The following is a 20,127-nucleotide window of genomic DNA, read 5'->3' as shown; positions in this document are numbered from 1 at the left end:
AATATCGGTTAAATGAGCATAAAAGCGGTCTATTTTGACTTAAAGTCAGATTATTTTTTGTATTTTGGTGGTTCTGTTTAAGATTTAAGTATGAAAGTTTCGGCTTCACTGCCTTTTCAAATAGTTTACTCTCTTTATCAGCATGAGTACCTGGGTTATCTTTTTGAATCGTTTGTGATTCACTTGGATGATAAAGGAAAACTTACGCTCCAGCATCAAAACATCTCAGCTAAAAATGCCGATGAATTTGCCAAAGGTTTGGATGATACCGATTATGAACTCATAGAATTGATGGATTCTATGCAGCAGGATGCTGTTGTAAAGAAATTTAATACCAAAGGCCCTATGAAGCCTGACGACTTTTTCCTGAAGATGTACGATAAGGAAAAAGGAAATGAATTGGTTCAGCAAGAAATTGAGCGATACCTGGAAAGAAAGCGGGCCCAGATTTTGGAAAGACTGAAGGGCAAGATGGTATTTGAAATGGGTAATGACGGGGAGCCGGCATGGAAACAAATTGAAGTGCTGGAAGAAAAAGCCACTGTACTTTTCCATTTCAGAAGAAATGATGACAACACCCACTACTTCCCTACTATTAAATACAATGGTGAGAAAGTAGATTTTCAATACCGCGGATCTTACCTGGTTTGTAAAGACCCTGCCTGGATGGTGAGTTGTGGTAAGCTTTATTCTTTTGAAAAGAATGTTGATGGTAAAAAGCTTCAGCCTTTTCTTAACAAGAAGTTTATCATTATCCCAAAAAATGTAGAGGAAACCTATTACAACAAGTTTGTTGCACCGTTGATCGCATCTTTTGATGTATATGCCAAAGGTTTTGAAATCAACACGGAGCATTTTGACCCGCAGCCAGTACTGACCATAAGTGAGCTTATGGGCTCGTCCAATGGCAATTTATTTGAAAAAGGTTCTAATGGTAATGGAGTTGATAATGAAAAAATGCTGTTTGAGCTTTCCTTTAAATACGGAACATTTAATTTCAAGGCAGATCACCTAAGTCCTGTAAGTGTAACAGTTGACAAAAAAGATGAGTCTTACGTTTTTCATAGAGTTAGAAGAAAACTAGAAGAAGAGAAATCCATTTTATCTTTTCTAACTGATAATAACCTGCCTCTTAAAAATTCTAAAGCGGCCATTCCTAAATCAACAGCTTTTGGCTGGTTAGATACCTATAGAGATGAACTCATCAAACGTAAGTTTGAGATCAATCAAAAAGGAAAATCTGAAAAGAAATACTTTATAGGCGAGTATAAAATAACCGTTGAAGTAAAAGAGAATATCGATTGGTTTGATATCCATGCTGTCATAAAATTTGGGGAATATGAAATCAGTTTTAAGGAAATCAGAAAACTGATCTTAAAAAAGAAGATGGAATTCGCCTTACCAAATGGAGAAATAGCAGTAATTCCTGATTCCTGGTTAGCAGAATACTCTGAGCTATTCGCTTTCTCTGAAGAGGATGAAAGTGGTGAGCCAAGGCTTAAAAAACATCACCTTTCATTAGTCAAAGATTTAGAAGAGGGCAATCTGGCTAAAGTTACCATTAGTAATAAGTTAGAAGGGTTAAGGGCTTTTGAAGGTATTGATGAAATACCAGCTCCCAAAAGCTTTAAAGGCGAATTGAGACCTTACCAAAAAGCCGGATTCGAGTGGATGCAATTTTTGAACAAGTTCAAATTTGGTGGTTGTCTGGCCGATGATATGGGTCTTGGTAAAACTGTTCAGACCTTGGCTTTGCTACAATCGCAGAAAGAAGAAGGCGCTACTGGTGCCTCATTGTTAGTGATGCCTACTTCATTAGTATATAACTGGGAGATGGAGGCTAAAAAATTTACTCCGAAGCTCAAAACGTTTACCTACACTGGTACGAACAGAGAGAAGAATCCTGAGAAATTCGCCAAGTATGATGTGATTATCACTTCTTATGGGATTGTTAGGTTGGACATTGATTTATTAAAAACCTATCGATTCAACTATGTAATATTAGATGAATCACAAGCTATAAAAAATCCTACTTCGAATATTGCCAAAGCTGTTCGAGAATTAAATTCCAGAAACCGACTGATATTAACAGGTACGCCACTGGAAAACAGTACGCTCGATTTGTGGTCTCAGATGAATTTTATTAACCCTGGCTTATTGGGTACACAGAGTTTCTTTAAGAATGAGTTCTTAAACCCTATTGAAAAGCAGGGAGATCAGGAGAAAACAAAGAAGCTATATTCTATTATTAAACCATTCATTCTTCGCAGGCATAAGTCGCAGGTAGCCACAGAATTACCTGAAAAAACTGAGAATATTCAGTATTCAGCAATGCTACCAGACCAGGAAGCGGAGTATGAAAAGGTGAAGAATTACTATAGAAATGAAATTCTAGAGAATATTGAGGCGAAAGGCCTGAATAAATCTCAGATGATTTTATTGCAAGGATTAACTAAGCTGAGACAAATAGCCAATCATCCAAAAATGGTTGATGAAGGTTATGAAGGTACATCAGGCAAGTTATGGGATGTATCTTTCATGTTGGACAATGCCATCACTGAAGGTCATAAAATCTTGGTATTCAGCCAGTTTGTGAAGCATTTATCGATTATTGGCGACCACTTGAAAACGATGAAAATCGATTATGCTTATTTGGATGGATCTACTAAAGACCGTCAGGAGCAAGTAGAACGCTTTCAGAATGATGAAAAATTAAAAGTATTCTTAATATCGCTTAAAGCAGGTGGTTTAGGTCTTAACCTTACAAAGGCCGATTATGTGTTTATTCTAGACCCATGGTGGAACCCTGCGGCAGAAGCTCAGGCCGTGGATAGAGCACATAGAATTGGGCAGGAGAATAGAGTATTTACCTATAAGTTTATTACAAGAAATACCGTTGAAGAGAAGATTTTAGCGCTACAGCAACACAAGCGCAAACTAGCCAGTGATTTAATTACTACTGAATCGAGCTTTGTTAAGAGCTTATCTAAGGAAGATATTGAGTCATTATTAAGCTAATGAATGACGTTAATGTATTGCTTTACATTTCAATGAGCCTTGATGGCTATCTGGCTGGTGAAAACGATGACATCTCATGGTTGGATGCTATGGGCAAAGAAGGTGAGGATTACAGCTACGCAGCTTTCACGAAAAACATAGACAAATACCTGGTAGGACATACCACTTATAAAGTGGTTAAAAATCTTATTGGTGAATTTCCACAATCAAAGCAGTACGATTGCTACGTACTTTCCAGAAGTAAAAGTGGAAAAGAAGATGGTGTTACATTTTATAATGGTGACATTCCAGAGTTAATCGAATCGCTCAAGAAAAAAGGTGGCAAAAACATTTACTGCGATGGTGGTGGGCAGGTAGTTCACGAGTTAATGAAGCATGATTTGATTGATGAATACATCATTTCAATCATCCCAACTATATTAGGCAACGGTAAACGTCTTTTTCTTGGAGGCACTTTACCTTTAAATATCGAGTTGGTTTCTTCAAAAGGTTATGAAACCGGACTTGTCCAAAACCATTATGTGAGAAAACGTTAATCTGATTCCTTCTTAAGCTTCCATCTTTTATGCGACCATAAATACCCGGCAGGGTCGTCCTCAATTAATTTTTGGCAATACTTTACATACAACTCTAAAATTTCATGGCTGTCCTTTTCATATGGCGGTTCAGTAAGTTTTATCAATTCCACTGTGTAATGCCCTCGTTTTTTACGCTCCATACGATAGAAGAATACTGGATATTTTAGTGCTGCTGCAATTTGCTCTGGCCCAGTAAAAAATGCCGTATCCTGATTCATGAACTTCGTCCAGTATTTTACATCACTCTTTTTTGGTGACTGATCAGCCATAATGGCCACCGCTTTAGTCCGCTCTTTTGATCTTATTAAGCTTCTGATAATACTTTTGCTTTCTATAGGTTGGCCGCCAAATTTGGCTCTGGTTTTTAACATAAGCTCATCAAAAGCTTTATTCGAAAGTTTTTTATACACCGCATCAACCGGAAATGGCAAAACCAAACAACCTGTTAAAAGCGCCCACTCCCAATTAAATTGATGTGATCCTGCAAGAATAATAGATTGGTTGGCCTGAGCATAAGGCTCTACAACAGGCACATTGGTAAAAGTCACACGACTTTTCATTTCCTTTTCAGAAATGGTAAGTGCCTTTATTGTTTCAGCGATATATTCGCTAAACCGCACATAAAACTCCTTTCTTATCTTGTTAATCTCTGTGTCACTTTTATTAGGAAAAGAGTTGACTAAATTGTTCTTCACCACTTTTTTTCGATAGCCTACCACATAGTAAATGATCACATACAATGTATCTGTAATCAGGTAAAGAACTGGCAACGGAAGCCTTGAAAGTAGTTTTAGGAAAATCATAATTTACTAAGCATTCAAAAATAAAAGTATCTATTGAAAATGGTTAGTTTTGGCACTTTATTAATTGAGTACTCATGAAAGATAAGGTAGTAGTAATTACTGGCGGATCATCGGGAATTGGAAAAGCATTAGCGGAGGAGTTCGGTAAGAAAGGTTCTAAAATCGTAATTACAGGAAGAAAAAAGGAAGCATTAGATGAAGCATTGACCTCATTAAAATCTCAGGGCATAGAGGCTATAGCCATTCAAGGTGATGTGAGCAAAGAGGAAGACAATGCTATCATGGCCAAGGAAACAGTGGAAGCCTTTGGAAAAATAGATATACTCATTAACAACGCAGGTATATCTATGCGAGCTCCATTTAATGATGTGGACTTAGATGTAATTCGCAAAGTAATGGACATCAACTACTGGGGTGCCATTTACGCTACAAAGTATTGTCTGCCCGAAATTATTAAAAACAAAGGCTCAGTAATTGGTATTTCTTCTATCGCAGGGTTTAGGGGACTGCCGGGAAGAGTAGGTTATTCTTCTTCCAAGTTTGCTTTGCAAGGTTTTCTTGAATCTTTAAGAACTGAACTACTTAAAACCGGTGTGCACGTGCTTACTGCCTGCCCTGGATTTACGGCATCAAATATTCGTAAAACTTCTTTAACCGCAGATGGTACCGCACAAGGTGAATCGCCAAGAAAAGAAGAAAAAATGATGACTGCTGAAGAATGTGCTGTCAGAATTTATAAGGCTACTGTAAAAAGGAAGAAATACATCATCATGACAGCACAGGGAAAAATGACCGTTTTTCTGAACAAATGGTTTCCCGGGTTGATGGATAAAATGGTTTACAATGTAATGGCCAAAGAGGAAAACTCGCCATTTAAATAGACTGAGCCAAGTTCGCAAACCCAGAAAATAATTATATTTGCAAAACCCTTTTAAGTTAGGATGATCCAGAAGTACTTCCCTTTAGATAAAAATTACATCCTTGAAAAAGCTCAGCTAGATCAGCAGGAGGAGTTAATCACCTATTTGATACAGTTTAGCAAAGAGTTTTATTTATCTCAATACAACCCGTTGGGTATTGTTGATGGGACCATTAAAAGTATCCAATCACATGAAACTCAATACACCGATCGGCTGGAAGAGTTTTACAGAAATTTAGCTGCTGTTTATCGTTTTAAATTCGGACAAAATCAGCTGGAATTCTTGTTTGATGGCGATGACCATTATACGAAGTACGTTCAAGATTGGGCTGGCACGTTTAAAAAATGGCTAGTATCATTTTGTATGAAGCCTAACTTTTTGCGAGCAGTATTGGAGTTAACTGTCTTCTATCCTGAAGGTAAAAAAGCTGAGTTAGCTGAAAACAGAATGAAAACCTTCATCAATCAGCACTTCGAGCTTAAGATTTACAAGTACAGAGGTATTGTGCGGAAATTAGCTTAGAGCTGTTAGCTAAAAGCCACAAGTTTCAAGTATTTCTTAAAACGTAATTGCCGACTGTTACATTTAATCTTACGACTCAATACCAACTACTAAATACTCCCTACTAACTACTCATTTTCCTATATTCGCGGCAACTAAAACAACATACCTATGTACTGGGAAAGTTATTCGCACGCCAAAATGAAGGAAATCATCTTTGGTGCTTTGGAGCAAAATCTTGATTACAGAGAAAAGCCTGTTTTAGGTTTGCCGGCTTCTTACCTTGATCCGGAGGTGTTTTATGATGATGCCCCTTTCTTAAAAGATGCACCCTATCTTTCTACATTAATCGCTAATCCAAATCATATCGGCTGTCATACGCTCACAGCATCTGAAGCAGCATTTAGAGGTACACACAAAATTGAAAAAGAGCTTATTGACCTTTGTGCAAAGGAGATATTTGAAGGCGGTGAGGATGAGTTTGACGGCTATGTAGCTTCGGGAGGTACTGAAGCTAACATTCAGGGAATGTGGATATTAAAAAACTATTTCATCAATGAACTAAGCGCCAAGCCTGAAGAAATTGCTTTGGTTTATTCCGAAGATGCCCATTACTCCATGCCGAAAGGAGCTTCATTACTCAGCCTTAAAAAGGTAGTAACCAAAGTGGAAGAAGAAACAAGAAGAGTAACTAAGGAAAGTACGATTGAAGCTATTAATGAAGCTAAAATACAAGGTGCTAAATACTTTATCGTTGTTGCTAATATGTCTACTACTATGTTTGGCTCAGTAGATGATATCAATGAAATAACGGGTTGGCTGGATGAATTAGCGATAGAATACAGAGTACATGTGGATGGTGCTTATGGTGGTTATATCTATCCGTTTGTTACAGATAATGCCGACTATACATTTAAGAATCCAAAGGTTTTTTCGTTCAGTCTTGACGGTCATAAAATGCTCCAATCTCCTTACGGTACAGGGATTTATCTGGTAAGAAAGGGCTACATGCACCATGCCCTTACGGAAGAAGCCAATTACGTAAAAGGAAAAGATTATACACTTATCGGAAGTAGATCTGGTGCTAATGCCATTGCCGTTTGGATGATCATGCGTACCTATGGCAGTGAAGGTTGGGTCAATAAAATAAAAGGCCTTCTTAAAAAAACAGATAGGTTGTGCGATAGCCTGGATGAAAGAGGAATTGAGTATTTCCGTAATCCGAAAATGAATATTGTTACCATAAAGGGTAAATACATTCCGGAGTCTTTGGCTGAGAAGTATCTACTAGTTCCTGAATCACATGATGGCGTGGCCAACTGGTATAAGATTGTGGTAATGGATCACGTTACTCAAGGGCTGATCGATAAGTTTTTGATGGAGTTGGATGCGAAGTAAGATTGGGGATGCATAAATTAACCGTCATTACGAGGACGAAAGGACGAAGTAATCTTTAGTTTAGAATAATGGAATCAATATTTAGTGATATACTTTTTGGGTTTCTTGGTTGGGTTTATGTTTTAATAAGATTTAGAAATTTGACTAAAGCCAAGGCATTTGTTGAAGAAAACTATAATGGTTCATATTCAGCGGCAGGAGGAGACATGATGTTAAGTGCTATTGCCATGCTGGGTGCTGCATTTCTTTCTATCTTTGTTATTTATATAATAATTGTATTCATATATAAATTAATTACAGGAACACTTTCCTCCTCCTAATAATCATTTTATTGATATTGCAATATACTTGATTGCGTCATTGCGAAGGAGGTAACGACTGAAGCAATCTTTAACTAATTATGCAAAATGACTAAAGGAGGCAGTATCTACATTCTTACCAATATGAACAATACCACATTGTATGTAGGTGTGACTTCTGATTTGTATTCTAGATTAATCGAGCACAAAGAAAAGAAATACTCTACGAGCTTTACATCAAGATATAACTTAAATAAGCTTGTCTATTTTGAGTCTTTTCATTCTATAGAAGAGGCTATCGATCGAGAAAAGCAATTAAAAGGAGGTTCTCGTAAAAAGAAGGTTGATTTAATCGATTCATCAAATCCAGATTGGAGAGATCTTTTTGATGAAGTAGCAAGTTGGTAGTTTGAGACTGCTTCGTCCTCCGTCCTCGCAGTGACGAATATAAGTTAGTTTCGTCATTGCGAAGGAGGCACGACTGAAGTAATCTTTATATTAGTAAGTTGGACATGCTTTGAAAAAAGACTTTAAATTAGAGTTGTTATCCTGTTACTTTAGAGAAGGAAATAATTAGTTAAATGAAGTTTCCTAGCAATTGGCAAGAGACTGCTTCGTCCTCCGTCCTCGCAGTGACGATACTTAATACCTAATATCAAACCCTGTAAAATCCATCACATCTCCTGGCACAAAATGAACATTTTCTACTCTGGCGTGGGTTGGACCTATTTTACACCAGTCAATTAAGCTGCTCAACTGCTCCATTTTACCTTCGGCTTCTATATATACAGAGCCATCAGGCATATTTTTCACAAAGCCCACAATGCCTAAATCCTCAGCCTTATGTTTGGTGGAAGCACGGTAAAAAACGCCTTGTACTTTGCCAGAAACTGTGATATTGAAGTGTTTAATCATAATGTGATTACGATAGGTGTTCCTCTACAATCTCCACAAAATTCATTGTCGTAATAGACATTAAAATTTTCGTATTCATCACAACAACCTTTGTCTCGATAATTAGTAAGGTCAACATTAAAATTCCCTACTACTTTATCCTCTATGATGATTTTTATACTATCTGTAGAAAATAATAAATTGATCAAAACATTAGACTCTTCATCAACATAACCTATTGGGGATTGACTCTGTGATGTTTCGTATATATTTAAAACATTAATCGAATCGGGACTCAGGGTGCTGTCAGCGATCAAGTTATTTCCGTTGGCATCTTCAAATCGAAGAGATAAGTATAACTCATTTCCCCCACAGTCATCGTTGGCACAGCATGAATAGAGACCCCATAATGACACTAGCAATAGACCGGAAATAATAAATTTCATATACTAAAATATATAATCCCTAGTCAAAAACGCAGACTCGCCATTACTTACAATATCATTAATAATCTTTTTGTTTGGATCATTATACTTAGCAGCCACAATTATTCTTATACTAAAAGCTCTCAATGCATCTGAAACTGAAAGTGTTCCTTCTGCTGAATCCTTTCTTCCATTAAATGGAAAAGTATCCGGCCCGCGCTGACATTGTGCATTGATGTTAATCCTACCTACTTGATTGGCAAACAAATCGACCATGCGCCCTATAGATTTAGAATCTTGACTGAATATACTCAGTTGCTGACCAAAGTTTGAATTCACGACATAGTTTATCGCTTCCTTCTCATCGTCAAAAGGAACGATTGGCACTACAGGACCAAACTGTTCCTCATTATAAACTTTCATTTTTGAGTTCACAGGATACAAAACAGCAGGAAAGAAAAAGGTCTCATTTGATTCTCCTCCACCTTCGTTGATGATACTGGCACCATGGTTTCCTGCATCTTCGACTAAATCTTTCAAATAATCAACTTTACCGGGCTCTGGTAATGGAGTAAGAGAAACTCCATCTTCCCAAGGAAGCCCGGCTTTTAACTCAGATACCTTAGCAACAAACTTTTTATTAAACTCATCAACAATACTGGAGTGTACAAAAATCAACTTCAATGCTGTACAACGTTGTCCATTAAAAGATAATGATCCCGCAATGCATTCATCAACAGCCACATCAATATCAGCATCCTTCAATACTATACCTGGGTTTTTAGCATCAAGACCTAAAACTGATCTTAGTCTATGTGGTTTTGGGTGCAATCTTTTAAGGTCATTCGCTCCTTTGTTAGTACCAATAAAGGCTAATACATCAATCTTTCCGGATGCCATCAAAGCACCTACTGTATCTCTACCTCTACCATAAATAATGTTGATTACCCCAGGAGGAAAACTATCTTTAAACGCCTCTAGTAAAGGTTTGATCAACAACACACCGAACTTTGCAGGCTTAAATACTACAGTATTTCCCATTATCAAAGCAGGAATTAGCGTAGTGAAGGTCTCATTTAATGGATAGTTGTATGGCCCCATACATAAAGCGACACCAAGAGGCACTCTTCTAATTTGTCCTATAATTCCCTGCTCTACTTCAAAACTTGAAGACTTGCGATCCAGCTCCTTCAAGCCCTCAATAGTATCGTGCATGTAGTCGCAGGTACGGTCAAATTCTTTTTGTGAGTCTTTCAGGTTTTTGCCTATCTCCCACATTAAAAGGTTAACCACCTCATCACGCTTTTCCTTCATTTTTTTAAGAAAGGTCTGAACATGAGCTATTCTGGCAGCTACCGACATGGTAGGCCATGCACCATGTCCTAAATCATAAGCTTTTACGGCAGCATCCAGAGCTTGCAATGATTCATTTTCGGTAAGTAATGGTGTAGAACCTAAAACCCTCTGCTTTAATCCATCAGACTCTTTGACAAACACTGGGCTCTTTACCTCATTTAATGGACCATCCCAGGTAAGGAGCTTGCCATTAACAAGATATTCTCTCTGCACAATATTCTTCTCAGGAAGAAACTCCGATGGAATTTCAGATTCTGATTTAAAAATTGATTCTAAAGTATTCATTAGTTGTTTTTTAATTCTTGCATAATGTCCACACCGCTCGATGTGCCAATTCGATCTGCACCTGCTTTGATAAGGGCAAGGGTTTGATCCAGCGTTTTTATACCCCCAGAAGCTTTAATGCCTACGCTGGAAGGCAAAACACTACGCATTAATTTAACGTGATCTTCTTTTGCACCTTCTCCAGCAAATCCTGTAGATGTTTTCACATAATCGACACCTGCATCAGCACAAAGCTTACAAGCGATCTTGATTTCGTCATCATTCAAATAGGCCGTTTCAATAATTACCTTGAGTATTTTACCTTCTTCATGAGCCAATTTGCTACACTTGGCAAATTCAATTTTCGGCCAGGGCATCCCATCCTTTATTGCCGATACATTCATCACTAAATCCAACTCGTCAGCACCATCTCTCATGGCCAGTTTCATTTCTTCCACTTTGGTTTCTGTCATATTGTAACCCAACGGAAACCCAATAACTGTAACTAATTGCACATCGGCATCACCAATTTCGCGACTGGCACGCTTCACCCAAAACGGTGGTACACATGCACCCACAAAACCAAATTCTTTGGCTTCTTTAATAAGCGTATCGACATCTTTGCCTGTGATTGTAGGCTTTAAATTGGTGTGCTCAATGAAACGATTGAGATTATTCATTAGAGCAATTTACTAAAAGAAAACGTGAAAATCAGGTGAAAATGAGCCTTACACTACTGCTATGTTTTCTGCAATCGATTTAATGAAATAATAGGGCCAAAAACATGGCTAAAAAATATTTAGTGCCAGATGTGGCATTCTTTACAAAATTTTCTTTTGCCTGGCGGTCGCTTTTTTGGCTTTTTCTTGTGCCCAAAATACATGGGATCTGAATATTGAGGTTTCTTCATAAGTCTGCGCTGCTTTTTATCTTCCATAGCATTAGCCTCCATTCGCGCTTCATACTCTCGAATTTTTTTATCCATTTTTTTATTGAACATGGCACGGTAAGACTTCTTACCTTTTTTCTTCATGTCCTTTTTCTGGATAGCACTCTGCTCCTCCTCCATCGGTGCGAAAGAGTTATCACGCTTTTCATTTTTAGGCTCTTTAGACTGTGCCAACGTGGCGGTGCACGATAACAAAACGAAAGAAAAGATTATAAATAAAAATCGAGTTAACATATTCATGTAACTCGAAAATACCATTTTTATTGTGAAAGACTAGCGGCTCTTGGCCTGCATCATGGTTTGCTGTCTGCGATAAATCCATGGCGGTGTAGGCTCGTTTTCGGTCCATAAGCCTATTTTTTTGGCCTTGGCGCTAGCCTCAAGGTTACTTGAAGTAGATGATGCTTTTCTATCAGCCCAAGCCAAGCCTTCTTTTAATAATTCTTCGTGTAAAACCGTACCATTCTTTAATGTGATGACAGCAAGTCGGTTACCCAACCAATCTTTACCTTTTAACTCTACTTGCACTTTTTTCTTTAGAATTAAATCTTCAGTAAATGCCTTGGCTTCTTCACTTAACGTCTGACCCGGCTCAGGGCAATCAACCTCGCTTAGTATGAATTTAATCACCTCATCGTTTTCATTCTCTACCTCTATGGTATTCCCATCTATTACATTTACCACCTTACCAGTAAAATCCTGATCATAGGTTTGAGCGCTTGCGATAACAGTGATCAGCGAAAATAAAACGGTACTAACTCTTCTTATCATTTGATTTCTTTTCTCATACTTAAATACGGAAGTAACGCGAAAGGAAAGCGATAGATTAAGTCGTAGTCACTGATAATCAAACAGATGTAAGGTTTTACTAAAAATGGTAGAAAGTAGAGATGCCGGATCCCCGCCTGACCGGACGGGCAGGAAGTCCGGCATGACAATCGTTTTTTATTTATAACACCCAAGTAAGCAATCCTGAGCTTGTCGGAGGATTAGGGGAGGGTAATTAGTCAGTCTATTTCTTATAAGCCTTAGACAATTCAGGCAACAAATCCCATTCTCCTTTAATTAAAGCTTCTTTTTTGGCTCTTCTCCAACCTTTTATTTGCTTCTCAAACTCAAACGCATGATTAACATCACTAAAATGTTCGGTGAAAACTAATTTGACCGGCCGCCTAGAGTTAGTATAGCCCCTATTTAAGCCTTGTTGATGTTCCGCTAGCCTCCTATCGATGTCATTTGTCATGCCAACATAATAAGAGTCATCTGCACATTGAAGGATATAAACCGTATAGTTTTTTAGAATGCTCATTTAATTATCCAAATTACCCTCCGCTGACCCTTCGACAAGCTCAGGATGGCCAGTGCTCTTGCTTTTCTTTTATCAATACACAAACGTCATTGCACCCCTGAGCTTGTCGAAGGATTCTGGGTAGCAACTGGATTATGCGCGTATGTAATCCAGAGCCTGTCGAAGGGTTATGGGCTGTAGAAACAAATCTTAATTACAATACTGCTTTATAAAAAAGTCCACCTTTTTATCACCCAATTCTTTGGCTTTGTTCCAAGCATCGCAAGCTCCTTTTGTATTTTCTAAACGATAGAAAATATTACCCTTTACTTTATGGTAATCAGGTTTTTTAGGGTTTAATTCAATTGCTTTATTGATAGGTTCCATAGCACCGCCAATATTCTCCTGTGAAACACGAGCATTGGCTAAGCTATAATAAGCTTCAGCATCTTCTGGACTCAATTTTATCACATGGTTGTAATCGGTAATTGCTTGCTCCCAATTCTCGGCCTCCTCATGCAAGTATGCTCTATTGTAATAAGCATCTGGGTTATTCGGATCCGTTTTTATGGCGTCATCCAGATCAGCTAAAGCACCACGGGTATTACCTAAATATAAGTTAGCTCTCGATCTATCAATATAAATAGAGGCATCCTTTATCCCCGCTTTAATGGCCAAGTCGATATCAACAATGGCATCTGAATAATTTTCAGCGGCAATTAACGCTCTGCCCCTATGCTGATAGGTTATGCCATCTTTTTTACCTCCTTCAATGGCACGATCATAATATGAAAGCGAACGTAAGTACTCTTCCATTCCATAATAAGACTCTGCCAAAAAATAAATAACATCAGGATCAGCCTCATCTACTAATTTATCTACCATAGAAAGATCACGTACTGCTTCCTCATACTTCTCCATTTTAAACAGTGTTTCACCTCTGTTTTGATAAGCTCGTGCGTATTGCGGATCAGCCTCTATGGCTTTACCGAAATCCGCTATAGCCACGCCATAGTTTTCTAATAGTTGATGAGCCTTACCTCGATTGTTATAAACAATAGGGTTTTTAATGCCATTGTTTATGGCAGCGTCATAATCTTTGATGGCTTCCTGATAATTCTTTAATCTGAATTTGGAATTTCCTCGATGGAAATAGGCTGAACCATAAGAACTATTAGCAGCAATGGCTTTATCCAAAGCACTGATGGCTCCGTCAAAATTATTTCCTTCATACAACGCATGACCTAAGTTGTGATAAGCGTCAGCTTCAGAAACACCCATATCCACAGCACGCTGAATATTATTAGCCGCACTGCCATATTGCTCTAACCTGTACTGTGCATCACCCAAATGCCAAAAGGTTTCTGCATCAGCGGCATCCATCTGCACAGCTTTTTGTAAATTTTCAATGGCCTTCTCATAATCAGCAGCTTGATATTGCGCATTACCAATGCCGTAGTACAACAATTTATCTTGCGAACCTAATGCTTTGGCTTGCTCTAAATCTGCCAATGCACCTGTAAAGTCATTGGTCTTATATTTCGATACACCCAGATACAAATACTCTTCTTTTTCTGCCTTTCCTGATGCCACAATCTTGTTCAAATCGGAAATTGCTCCAGCATAATCAGCGATTTCATACTTCGCTGCACCTCTGTTTCTTTGAGCTACCTGAAAGTCTGGCTTAATCTGAAGAGCCTTATCGAAATCCGCTATGGATTCTTTTGCTTGTCCAAGCAGTAGTTTTGCTTTTCCGCGATTGTTATACACCAATTCGTCATTTGCTCCGGTAGTAATGGCCTGATCATACGCTTTAATGGAAGCTGCATAATCTTCTGTTCTAAACTGGGCATTACCGAGATTATAAAACACTTCCTTATCATTGGAACCTTTAGTTATAGCTTTGTTTAAAGATTCTATGGCCTCATTATAGCTCTTGATTTCATACTGACTGATACCAATTTTAGCGTATAAGTTAGCATTATCGACACCTGCCAGGTTGGCTTTATTTAGGTCTGCCAATGCTTTTGCATAATCCTGCAGTTCAAACTTTGCCAAACCGCGTTTTTCGTATACTTCAGCAGTTGCTTCTCCTGCTTTTTCAGCATTATCCAGGTTAGACGCAGCATTTCCATAATCCTTTTCATCATACGCAATCAAACCCCGGTATAAGAATACTTTTCCATCATTTACCCCTGCAGAAATTGCCTTATCTAAATAGGTTTTGGCCTCTGTCTTTTTACCAATTTGATAGTAGGAAAGGGCCAACATCTTTACAATGCCTTTGTCTTCACCAGAAGATTCTTTAGCTTTTTCAAGATCGGTAACGGCTCCATTATAATCATTGATCTGATATTTGGCGGTTCCTCTATTGAGCAATGCTCTGCCATAATCGGGTTTGAGCGCCAACGCTTGATCAAAATCAGCCACAGCAGCAGAATAGTTTTCCAACATCATTTTTGCTTTGCCACGGTTGTTAAACACTACCGGGTTATCAGATTTAATAGCCACACCTTTGTCATAGGCGCCTATTGCATTCTGATACTCCTGTTTGGTGAAATAAATGTCGCCTAGCTTTTCATACACTTCATATTCCTGACTTCCATTCGCTGAAGCCTTTTTCAAATCCTCGAAAGCACCTGCCTCATCACCCGTATTAATTCTTGCAATACCTCGATACGTGAATAGTTCTTTGTTAGGAGATGCTCCATCAATCGCCACAGTTAAAAACTCAGCAGCCTTACCATAATTTTTAGTTTGATAGGCAGTTACACCTGTCATCTCAGCAAGTGGGACAGTTGGAGTGGTGGACTCAGAAGCCTTTAATAAATAAGGATACGCTTCTTTGTAATTTTCAGCTTTGTATAATGCAATCCCTAATTTTTCATTCAATTCAGGGTTTTCTGAACCTCTCTGTAAGGCCGATTTTAAATCTGTTACTGCTCCTGAAAAATCTCCAGCATTAAACTTCGACAAACCAATACGCTCGTATATCAGCGCATCATTATTGCCACTACTTTTTATTCTTTCATAATCAACAATGGCCTCTGTCCAGTTTTTATTGAAGTAATGTGCTTCTGCACGATTCTCTAAAGCTTTGGTATAATCAGGTTTGAGTTCTAAAGCCTTATTAAAATCAGTAATAGCTGCAGAGTACTGCTCAAGGTTTGATTTGGCCTTCCCTCGATTATTATACACCACTTCATCATCGGACTTCAAACTAACCGCCTGATCATAGCTGCCAATAGCCTTTTGATATTCGGCATCCTTAAATTGCATATTACCCAAGTGGTAGAAGGCATTGTAATCTGTTATACCACCTGCTACGGCCTTTTCCAAATCGGATTTGGCTTCCGCATCCTTCTTTAATTCGATGCGTGACATACCTCTGTAGAGGAATAATTCATTCGAACCTCTTCCTCCTTCTATAGCCGTTGAAAGTGTGGTTTCTGCAGCTGCATAATTCTTATTGAAATAATAAGCCGCACCTAATTTAGCTGGTAAATCAGCCTCCGTTACTCCTTCTCTTTGAGCCTGTTCAAAATATATAGCGGCCTTTTTATAGTCATCTTTCGATGAATAGATATTGCCTAAATAGTATTTAAGCAGACTATTTTTTGAGCCTCTTTGCACAGCGCTTTCCATATCCTTGGCAGCTTCATCATACATTTCTAAGTTGTACTCAGCAACCCCTTTATTAGCAAATACTTCAGCATCTACACCACCTGTGGCTATCACCCTATCGTAATCTTCTTTGGCTTTTTGCCATTCTTTCATTTCGAAATAAGCCTCTGCTCTATTGGCCAATGCCTTATCATAATCCGCTTTTAATTCCAATGCCTTGGAATAATCAGCCACAGCCTCAAACACTTTGCCTAAATTATACTGTGCCTTGCCTCGATTATTAAATAGTACTGCATCATCTTGCTTCATTAAAGCCGCCTGATTGTATGCGCTGACCGCTCCTTCGTAATCTTCCTTCTTGAAAAGTATGTTTCCATAATTATAAAAGGCCTCGTAGTTCTTTGCGCCTTTTTGAATAGCCAATTTCAAGTCAGTGGCTGCGCCTTCTTCATTCTTCAATTCTATTCTTGCGAGGCCTCGATAAAGGAAAGTTTCCGTTTCATTATTCCCACTGTTAATAGCTTCTGTAAAGGCTGTTTCTGTACTCGCATAATTCTTAGAAAAGTAATAGGCTTTACCTAGTTTAGCTGCAGAGGTTTTTACTTCAAGATTTGCCCTCACAGCCTGATCGAAATAAATAGCGGCTTTTTTGTAATCTTCCTTTGCAAAATAAGCTTCCCCTAAAAGTAATTTTAACTGGTCGTTTTTGCTGCCTCTTTGCACGGCACTTTCCATGCTCTTAATGGCTTCTTCTGTTTGGCCGGCATTATACTCTGCAATTCCTTTGCGTGCATAATTTTCAGCATCTACCAGTCCTTTTTTGATAATGGCATCATAATCTGCTGCAGCCTTTTCCCAGTTTTTAAGCTCAAAGTGTGCTTCAGCTCTGTTTTCAACAGCCTTGTCGTAACCCGCATCTTTTTGTAATGCTTTGTCATAATCAGTAACAGCAGCTGCATAATCTTTAAGTGTTGCCTTGGCCTTCCCTCTATTATTAAATAAAGCTGCATCAGAATAACCAGCCCCCTCAGCTTGATTATAGTATTTTACAGCATCCTGATAACTCTCTAATCTGAATTTAGCATTACCCAGGTTGAACAGCCCTTCCGGGTTTTTGAAACCCATACTCGCTCCCCTTTCCAAGTCTGAGGCAGCTCCCTGATAGTCTTTCAATTCGTATTTGGTCATTCCGAGGTAACCAAACAATTCTCCGGAACTCACCTTGTTTTTCTGAGCATCATTAAAATCTGACTGTGCCTCGTCATATTTTTTCAGGTGATAGTTTGCTATACCTCGCTTAACATACACCTCGTTATCATCAAACTTCGAGTTGATCAATTGGGAATAGTCTAAAGCCGCACCTCTGTAATCTCCCTTCTCCAGTTTATCATTTGCTTTTTGATAAATGTCATTCATCTGGTCTGCATCCTGAGCGTAAGCAGCAACAGATAAAAAGAGTGCAAAAAGTGATATATACAATCTATGTTTCATCATCATATTAAAATATTGAGGGATAGTAAAGTTATTTAAATTCTAAGAGTTAAAAAGGAGTGAATTCATTGAATTTGAAATGATTATAAAATATATGAACTGAGTTACATATTATTGCTCAACATCATTAATAGATAGTTAAAACTTACATTATGGCAGGAGGTGGTTTCGGATCACTTCAGGCAATGATTAACACAATTAAAAGTAATCGTGCATTACTTAGAAAGAAAAGAGGATTTGAAACTTTAAAAGAACATCAGGGACAATCAAAAATTAAAAGAGTCTATAAGTTCAAAAAAGCTTCCAAAGAAGATTTGACTGAAATTAACCAAAGAATGAAGCTGAGAAATAAGAACGTTCTCATAAAGCAAATTATACTTTTTTCAGTGTTGGGTATTATCTTTTCTTTCCTAATGTATGCCTTCTTTTTTACACCAAGCAAGCAAACCTCATCATTAGGCAAACCCATGCGTACTGAATATTATTCTACTCAAATGAAACCGTTAGGTAATAACATGTACTTAAAGGTAGAGTACTTCGATATGAGTAATGTAGCAGCAGAAACTAAAATAAAAAATGGATTTAAACATCAACAAAGTGAGAGTTTTTACCCAAATGGTAGACAATTTAGATCTGCAGTTTATTGGTATGACACTCTAATAAATGAGGTCTATTTTGCACCTACAGGTGACACATTAAAGCACAGTGTAAAATGGCATGATAAAGAACCAATTTTTATTCGCCTTAAAGGGTATGATCAAAATGAATACACTTTTTACTGTTCTGAGGGTAAAATCATTCCTGGTACATTCAAAATGTAATTATTAAAAAAGCCTCCCGGTTGGGAGGCTTTAATTATCTATTTCAGTACTAATTAAATATGAATCACTTCATCATAAGCCGCTGCGGCTGCTTCCATCACTGCCTCAGACATGGTTGGGTGAGGGTGAACAGTTTTGATTAACTCATGACCGGTTGTTTCCAGTTTTCTGATAGCGACAATTTCAGCAATCATTTCAGTTACATTAGCACCAATCATATGTGCTCCTAATAACTCACCATATTTAGCATCAAAGATCAATTTCACAAATCCATCTTTTGCACCCGCAGCACTTGCCTTACCAGAAGCTGAGAATGGGAATTTGCCCACCTTCAATTCATAGCCAGCTTCTTTTGCTTTTGCCTCCGTGTAACCAACAGAAGCAATCTCAGGACTGCAATAGGTACATCCAGGGATGTTGTTGTAATCTAATGGCTCAGGGTTTTCACCAGCAATTTTCTCAACACAAATGATACCTTCTGCGGAAGCAACGTGTGCCAATGCAGGACCATGAACAATATCACCGATGGCATAAATACCAGGCATATTTGTTTTGTAGTAATCGTCTACGACTACTTTGCCTTTGTCAGTAGCTACACCTACATCTTCTAAACCAATGTTCTCAAGGTTTGTAGCAACACCAACTGCAGAAAGTACGATATCACAATCCAACTGCTCCTCACCTTTCTTAGTTTTCACAGTTACTTTACAGCCGCTTCCTTTCGTATCAACTTTCGTTACCTCTGAGCTTGTCATGATCTTCATGCCCGCTTTCTTAAACGTTCTTTCTAATTGCTTAGAAACTTCTTCATCCTCCACAGGAACGATTCTATCCATAAACTCTACGATAGTAACTTCTGTGCCCATCGCATTGTAGAAATAAGCAAACTCTACTCCGATAGCTCCAGAACCAACAATCACCATTTTCTTAGGTGCTTTGTCTAACACCATGGCTTGTCTGTAGCCTATAATTTTCTTTCCATCGATAGGCATAGAAGGCAATTCTCGTGATCTTCCACCTGTTGCTACGATAATATTGTTAGCGGCATATGTCTCTTTCTTACCTTTATCATCTTCCACTTCTACTTTCTTGCCAGACTTCAACTTACCGTACCCCATGATCACATCGATCTTATTCTTTTTCATCAGGAACTGAACACCTTTACTCATTCCTTCAGCTACACCACGGCTTCTTTTTACAACTTCTGCAAAATTCACATCTGCGCCTTTTACTTTGATACCATAATCTTCCGCATGCTGAATGTATTCGAATACATTGGCACTCTTTAATAAAGCTTTGGTAGGAATACATCCCCAGTTAAGGCAGATGCCACCAAGAGATTCTTTCTCTACTACCGCTACTTTCATTCCTAATTGAGAAGCTCTAATTGCTGCTACATAACCGCCAGGGCCGGTTCCTAAAACAATAAGATCATATGAATTCGCCATGTTATATCTTGTTTATTATGTTCTTGATTTATGGGATGGCAAATTTAATG

At 38.2% G+C, this 20,127-nt stretch carries 18 protein-coding genes; 8 read left to right on the top strand and 10 right to left on the bottom strand.

Translation table 11 applies throughout. The features are described from left to right. Positions 1-90: 90 nt before the first annotated feature. Positions 91-3,018: a DEAD/DEAH box helicase gene (locus tag JR347_RS05675; protein WP_205723084.1), complete on the top strand. Its 2,928-nt coding sequence runs from the start codon at positions 91-93 to the stop codon at positions 3,016-3,018. Then, positions 3,018-3,554, top strand: a complete 537-nt coding sequence (locus JR347_RS05670) for a dihydrofolate reductase family protein (RefSeq protein WP_205723083.1) — start codon at positions 3,018-3,020, stop codon at positions 3,552-3,554. Before JR347_RS05675 ends, JR347_RS05670 begins: the two co-directional genes overlap by 1 nt. On the opposite strand, the gene JR347_RS05665 is transcribed toward JR347_RS05670, so the two are convergent. Further along, a complete protein-coding gene (locus JR347_RS05665) occupies positions 3,551-4,399 on the bottom strand; it encodes a lysophospholipid acyltransferase family protein (RefSeq protein WP_205723082.1) in 849 nt (282 codons plus the stop codon). The two genes, JR347_RS05670 and JR347_RS05665, sit on opposite strands and share 4 nt — an antisense overlap. A 74-nt stretch (positions 4,400-4,473) precedes the next feature. On the opposite strand from JR347_RS05665, the gene JR347_RS05660 reads away from it, so the two are divergent. The 5 genes from JR347_RS05660 (at position 4,474) to JR347_RS05640 (ending at position 7,925) form a co-directional block, all read left to right on the top strand. After that, the gene (locus JR347_RS05660; RefSeq protein ID WP_205723081.1) at positions 4,474-5,280 is read left to right on the top strand and encodes an SDR family oxidoreductase; all 807 of its coding nucleotides are present in this window, start codon (positions 4,474-4,476) and stop codon (positions 5,278-5,280) included. Between the two features lie 60 nt (positions 5,281-5,340). Continuing rightward, entirely contained in the window at positions 5,341-5,841 is a 501-nt protein-coding gene (locus tag JR347_RS05655) for a hypothetical protein (protein WP_205723080.1), read from the top strand. Positions 5,842-5,991: 150 nt separating this feature from the next. Continuing rightward, positions 5,992-7,218: a pyridoxal phosphate-dependent decarboxylase family protein gene (locus JR347_RS05650; RefSeq protein ID WP_205723079.1), complete on the top strand. Its 1,227-nt coding sequence runs from the start codon at positions 5,992-5,994 to the stop codon at positions 7,216-7,218. 68 nt (positions 7,219-7,286) lie between these two features. Next, positions 7,287-7,538 (top strand): hypothetical protein, encoded by a 252-nt coding sequence (locus JR347_RS05645; protein ID WP_205723078.1) that lies wholly within the window; start codon positions 7,287-7,289, stop codon positions 7,536-7,538. Positions 7,539-7,625: 87 nt separating this feature from the next. Then, a complete protein-coding gene (locus tag JR347_RS05640; protein ID WP_205723077.1) occupies positions 7,626-7,925 on the top strand; it encodes a GIY-YIG nuclease family protein in 300 nt (99 codons plus the stop codon). Positions 7,926-8,159: 234 nt separating this feature from the next. Here the strand turns inward: JR347_RS05640 and JR347_RS05635 are convergent, their stop codons facing one another. The 8 genes from JR347_RS05635 to JR347_RS05600 form a co-directional block, all read right to left on the bottom strand. After that, complete coding sequence (locus JR347_RS05635) at positions 8,160-8,432, bottom strand: acylphosphatase (protein ID WP_205723076.1); 273 nt, start codon at positions 8,430-8,432, stop codon at positions 8,160-8,162. Continuing rightward, positions 8,429-8,833: a hypothetical protein gene (locus tag JR347_RS05630; protein ID WP_205723075.1), complete on the bottom strand. Its 405-nt coding sequence runs from the start codon at positions 8,831-8,833 to the stop codon at positions 8,429-8,431. Before JR347_RS05630 ends, JR347_RS05635 begins: the two co-directional genes overlap by 4 nt. Positions 8,834-8,860: 27 nt before the next feature. Then, a complete protein-coding gene (locus tag JR347_RS05625) occupies positions 8,861-10,477 on the bottom strand; it encodes an NADP-dependent glyceraldehyde-3-phosphate dehydrogenase (RefSeq protein WP_205723074.1) in 1,617 nt (538 codons plus the stop codon). Then, a complete protein-coding gene (deoC, locus tag JR347_RS05620) occupies positions 10,477-11,136 on the bottom strand; it encodes a deoxyribose-phosphate aldolase (protein ID WP_205723073.1) in 660 nt (219 codons plus the stop codon). The genes JR347_RS05625 and deoC overlap by 1 nt, the downstream gene beginning before the upstream one ends. 119 nt (positions 11,137-11,255) lie before the next feature. Beyond that, positions 11,256-11,645, bottom strand: coding sequence for a hypothetical protein (locus JR347_RS05615; protein ID WP_205723072.1), 390 nt, complete (start codon positions 11,643-11,645; stop codon positions 11,256-11,258). Between the two features lie 33 nt (positions 11,646-11,678). After that, positions 11,679-12,176 (bottom strand): thermonuclease family protein, encoded by a 498-nt coding sequence (locus JR347_RS05610; protein WP_205723071.1) that lies wholly within the window; start codon positions 12,174-12,176, stop codon positions 11,679-11,681. A 241-nt stretch (positions 12,177-12,417) separates the two neighbouring features. Then, positions 12,418-12,714, bottom strand: a complete 297-nt coding sequence (locus JR347_RS05605) for a GIY-YIG nuclease family protein (RefSeq protein ID WP_205723070.1) — start codon at positions 12,712-12,714, stop codon at positions 12,418-12,420. A 189-nt stretch (positions 12,715-12,903) separates the two neighbouring features. Next, on the bottom strand, positions 12,904-17,814 hold the full coding sequence (locus tag JR347_RS05600; RefSeq protein WP_205723069.1) for a tetratricopeptide repeat protein: 4,911 nt from the start codon (positions 17,812-17,814) through the stop codon (positions 12,904-12,906). Positions 17,815-17,960: 146 nt separating this feature from the next. On the opposite strand from JR347_RS05600, the gene JR347_RS05595 reads away from it, so the two are divergent. Beyond that, entirely contained in the window at positions 17,961-18,629 is a 669-nt protein-coding gene (locus tag JR347_RS05595; RefSeq protein ID WP_205723068.1) for a hypothetical protein, read from the top strand. Between the two features lie 53 nt (positions 18,630-18,682). Here JR347_RS05595 and lpdA read toward each other — a convergent pair whose 3' ends face one another. Next, on the bottom strand, positions 18,683-20,077 hold the full coding sequence (lpdA, locus tag JR347_RS05590; RefSeq protein ID WP_205723067.1) for a dihydrolipoyl dehydrogenase: 1,395 nt from the start codon (positions 20,075-20,077) through the stop codon (positions 18,683-18,685). Between the last annotated feature and the right edge of the window lie 50 nt (positions 20,078-20,127).

The organism is Fulvivirga lutea (assembly GCF_017068455.1).
In the GTDB taxonomy this organism is placed as follows: domain Bacteria; phylum Bacteroidota; class Bacteroidia; order Cytophagales; family Cyclobacteriaceae; genus Fulvivirga; species Fulvivirga lutea.
Note: the sequence above shows the minus strand (reverse complement) of the source record. Positions and strands in the feature narration are given on the sequence as shown.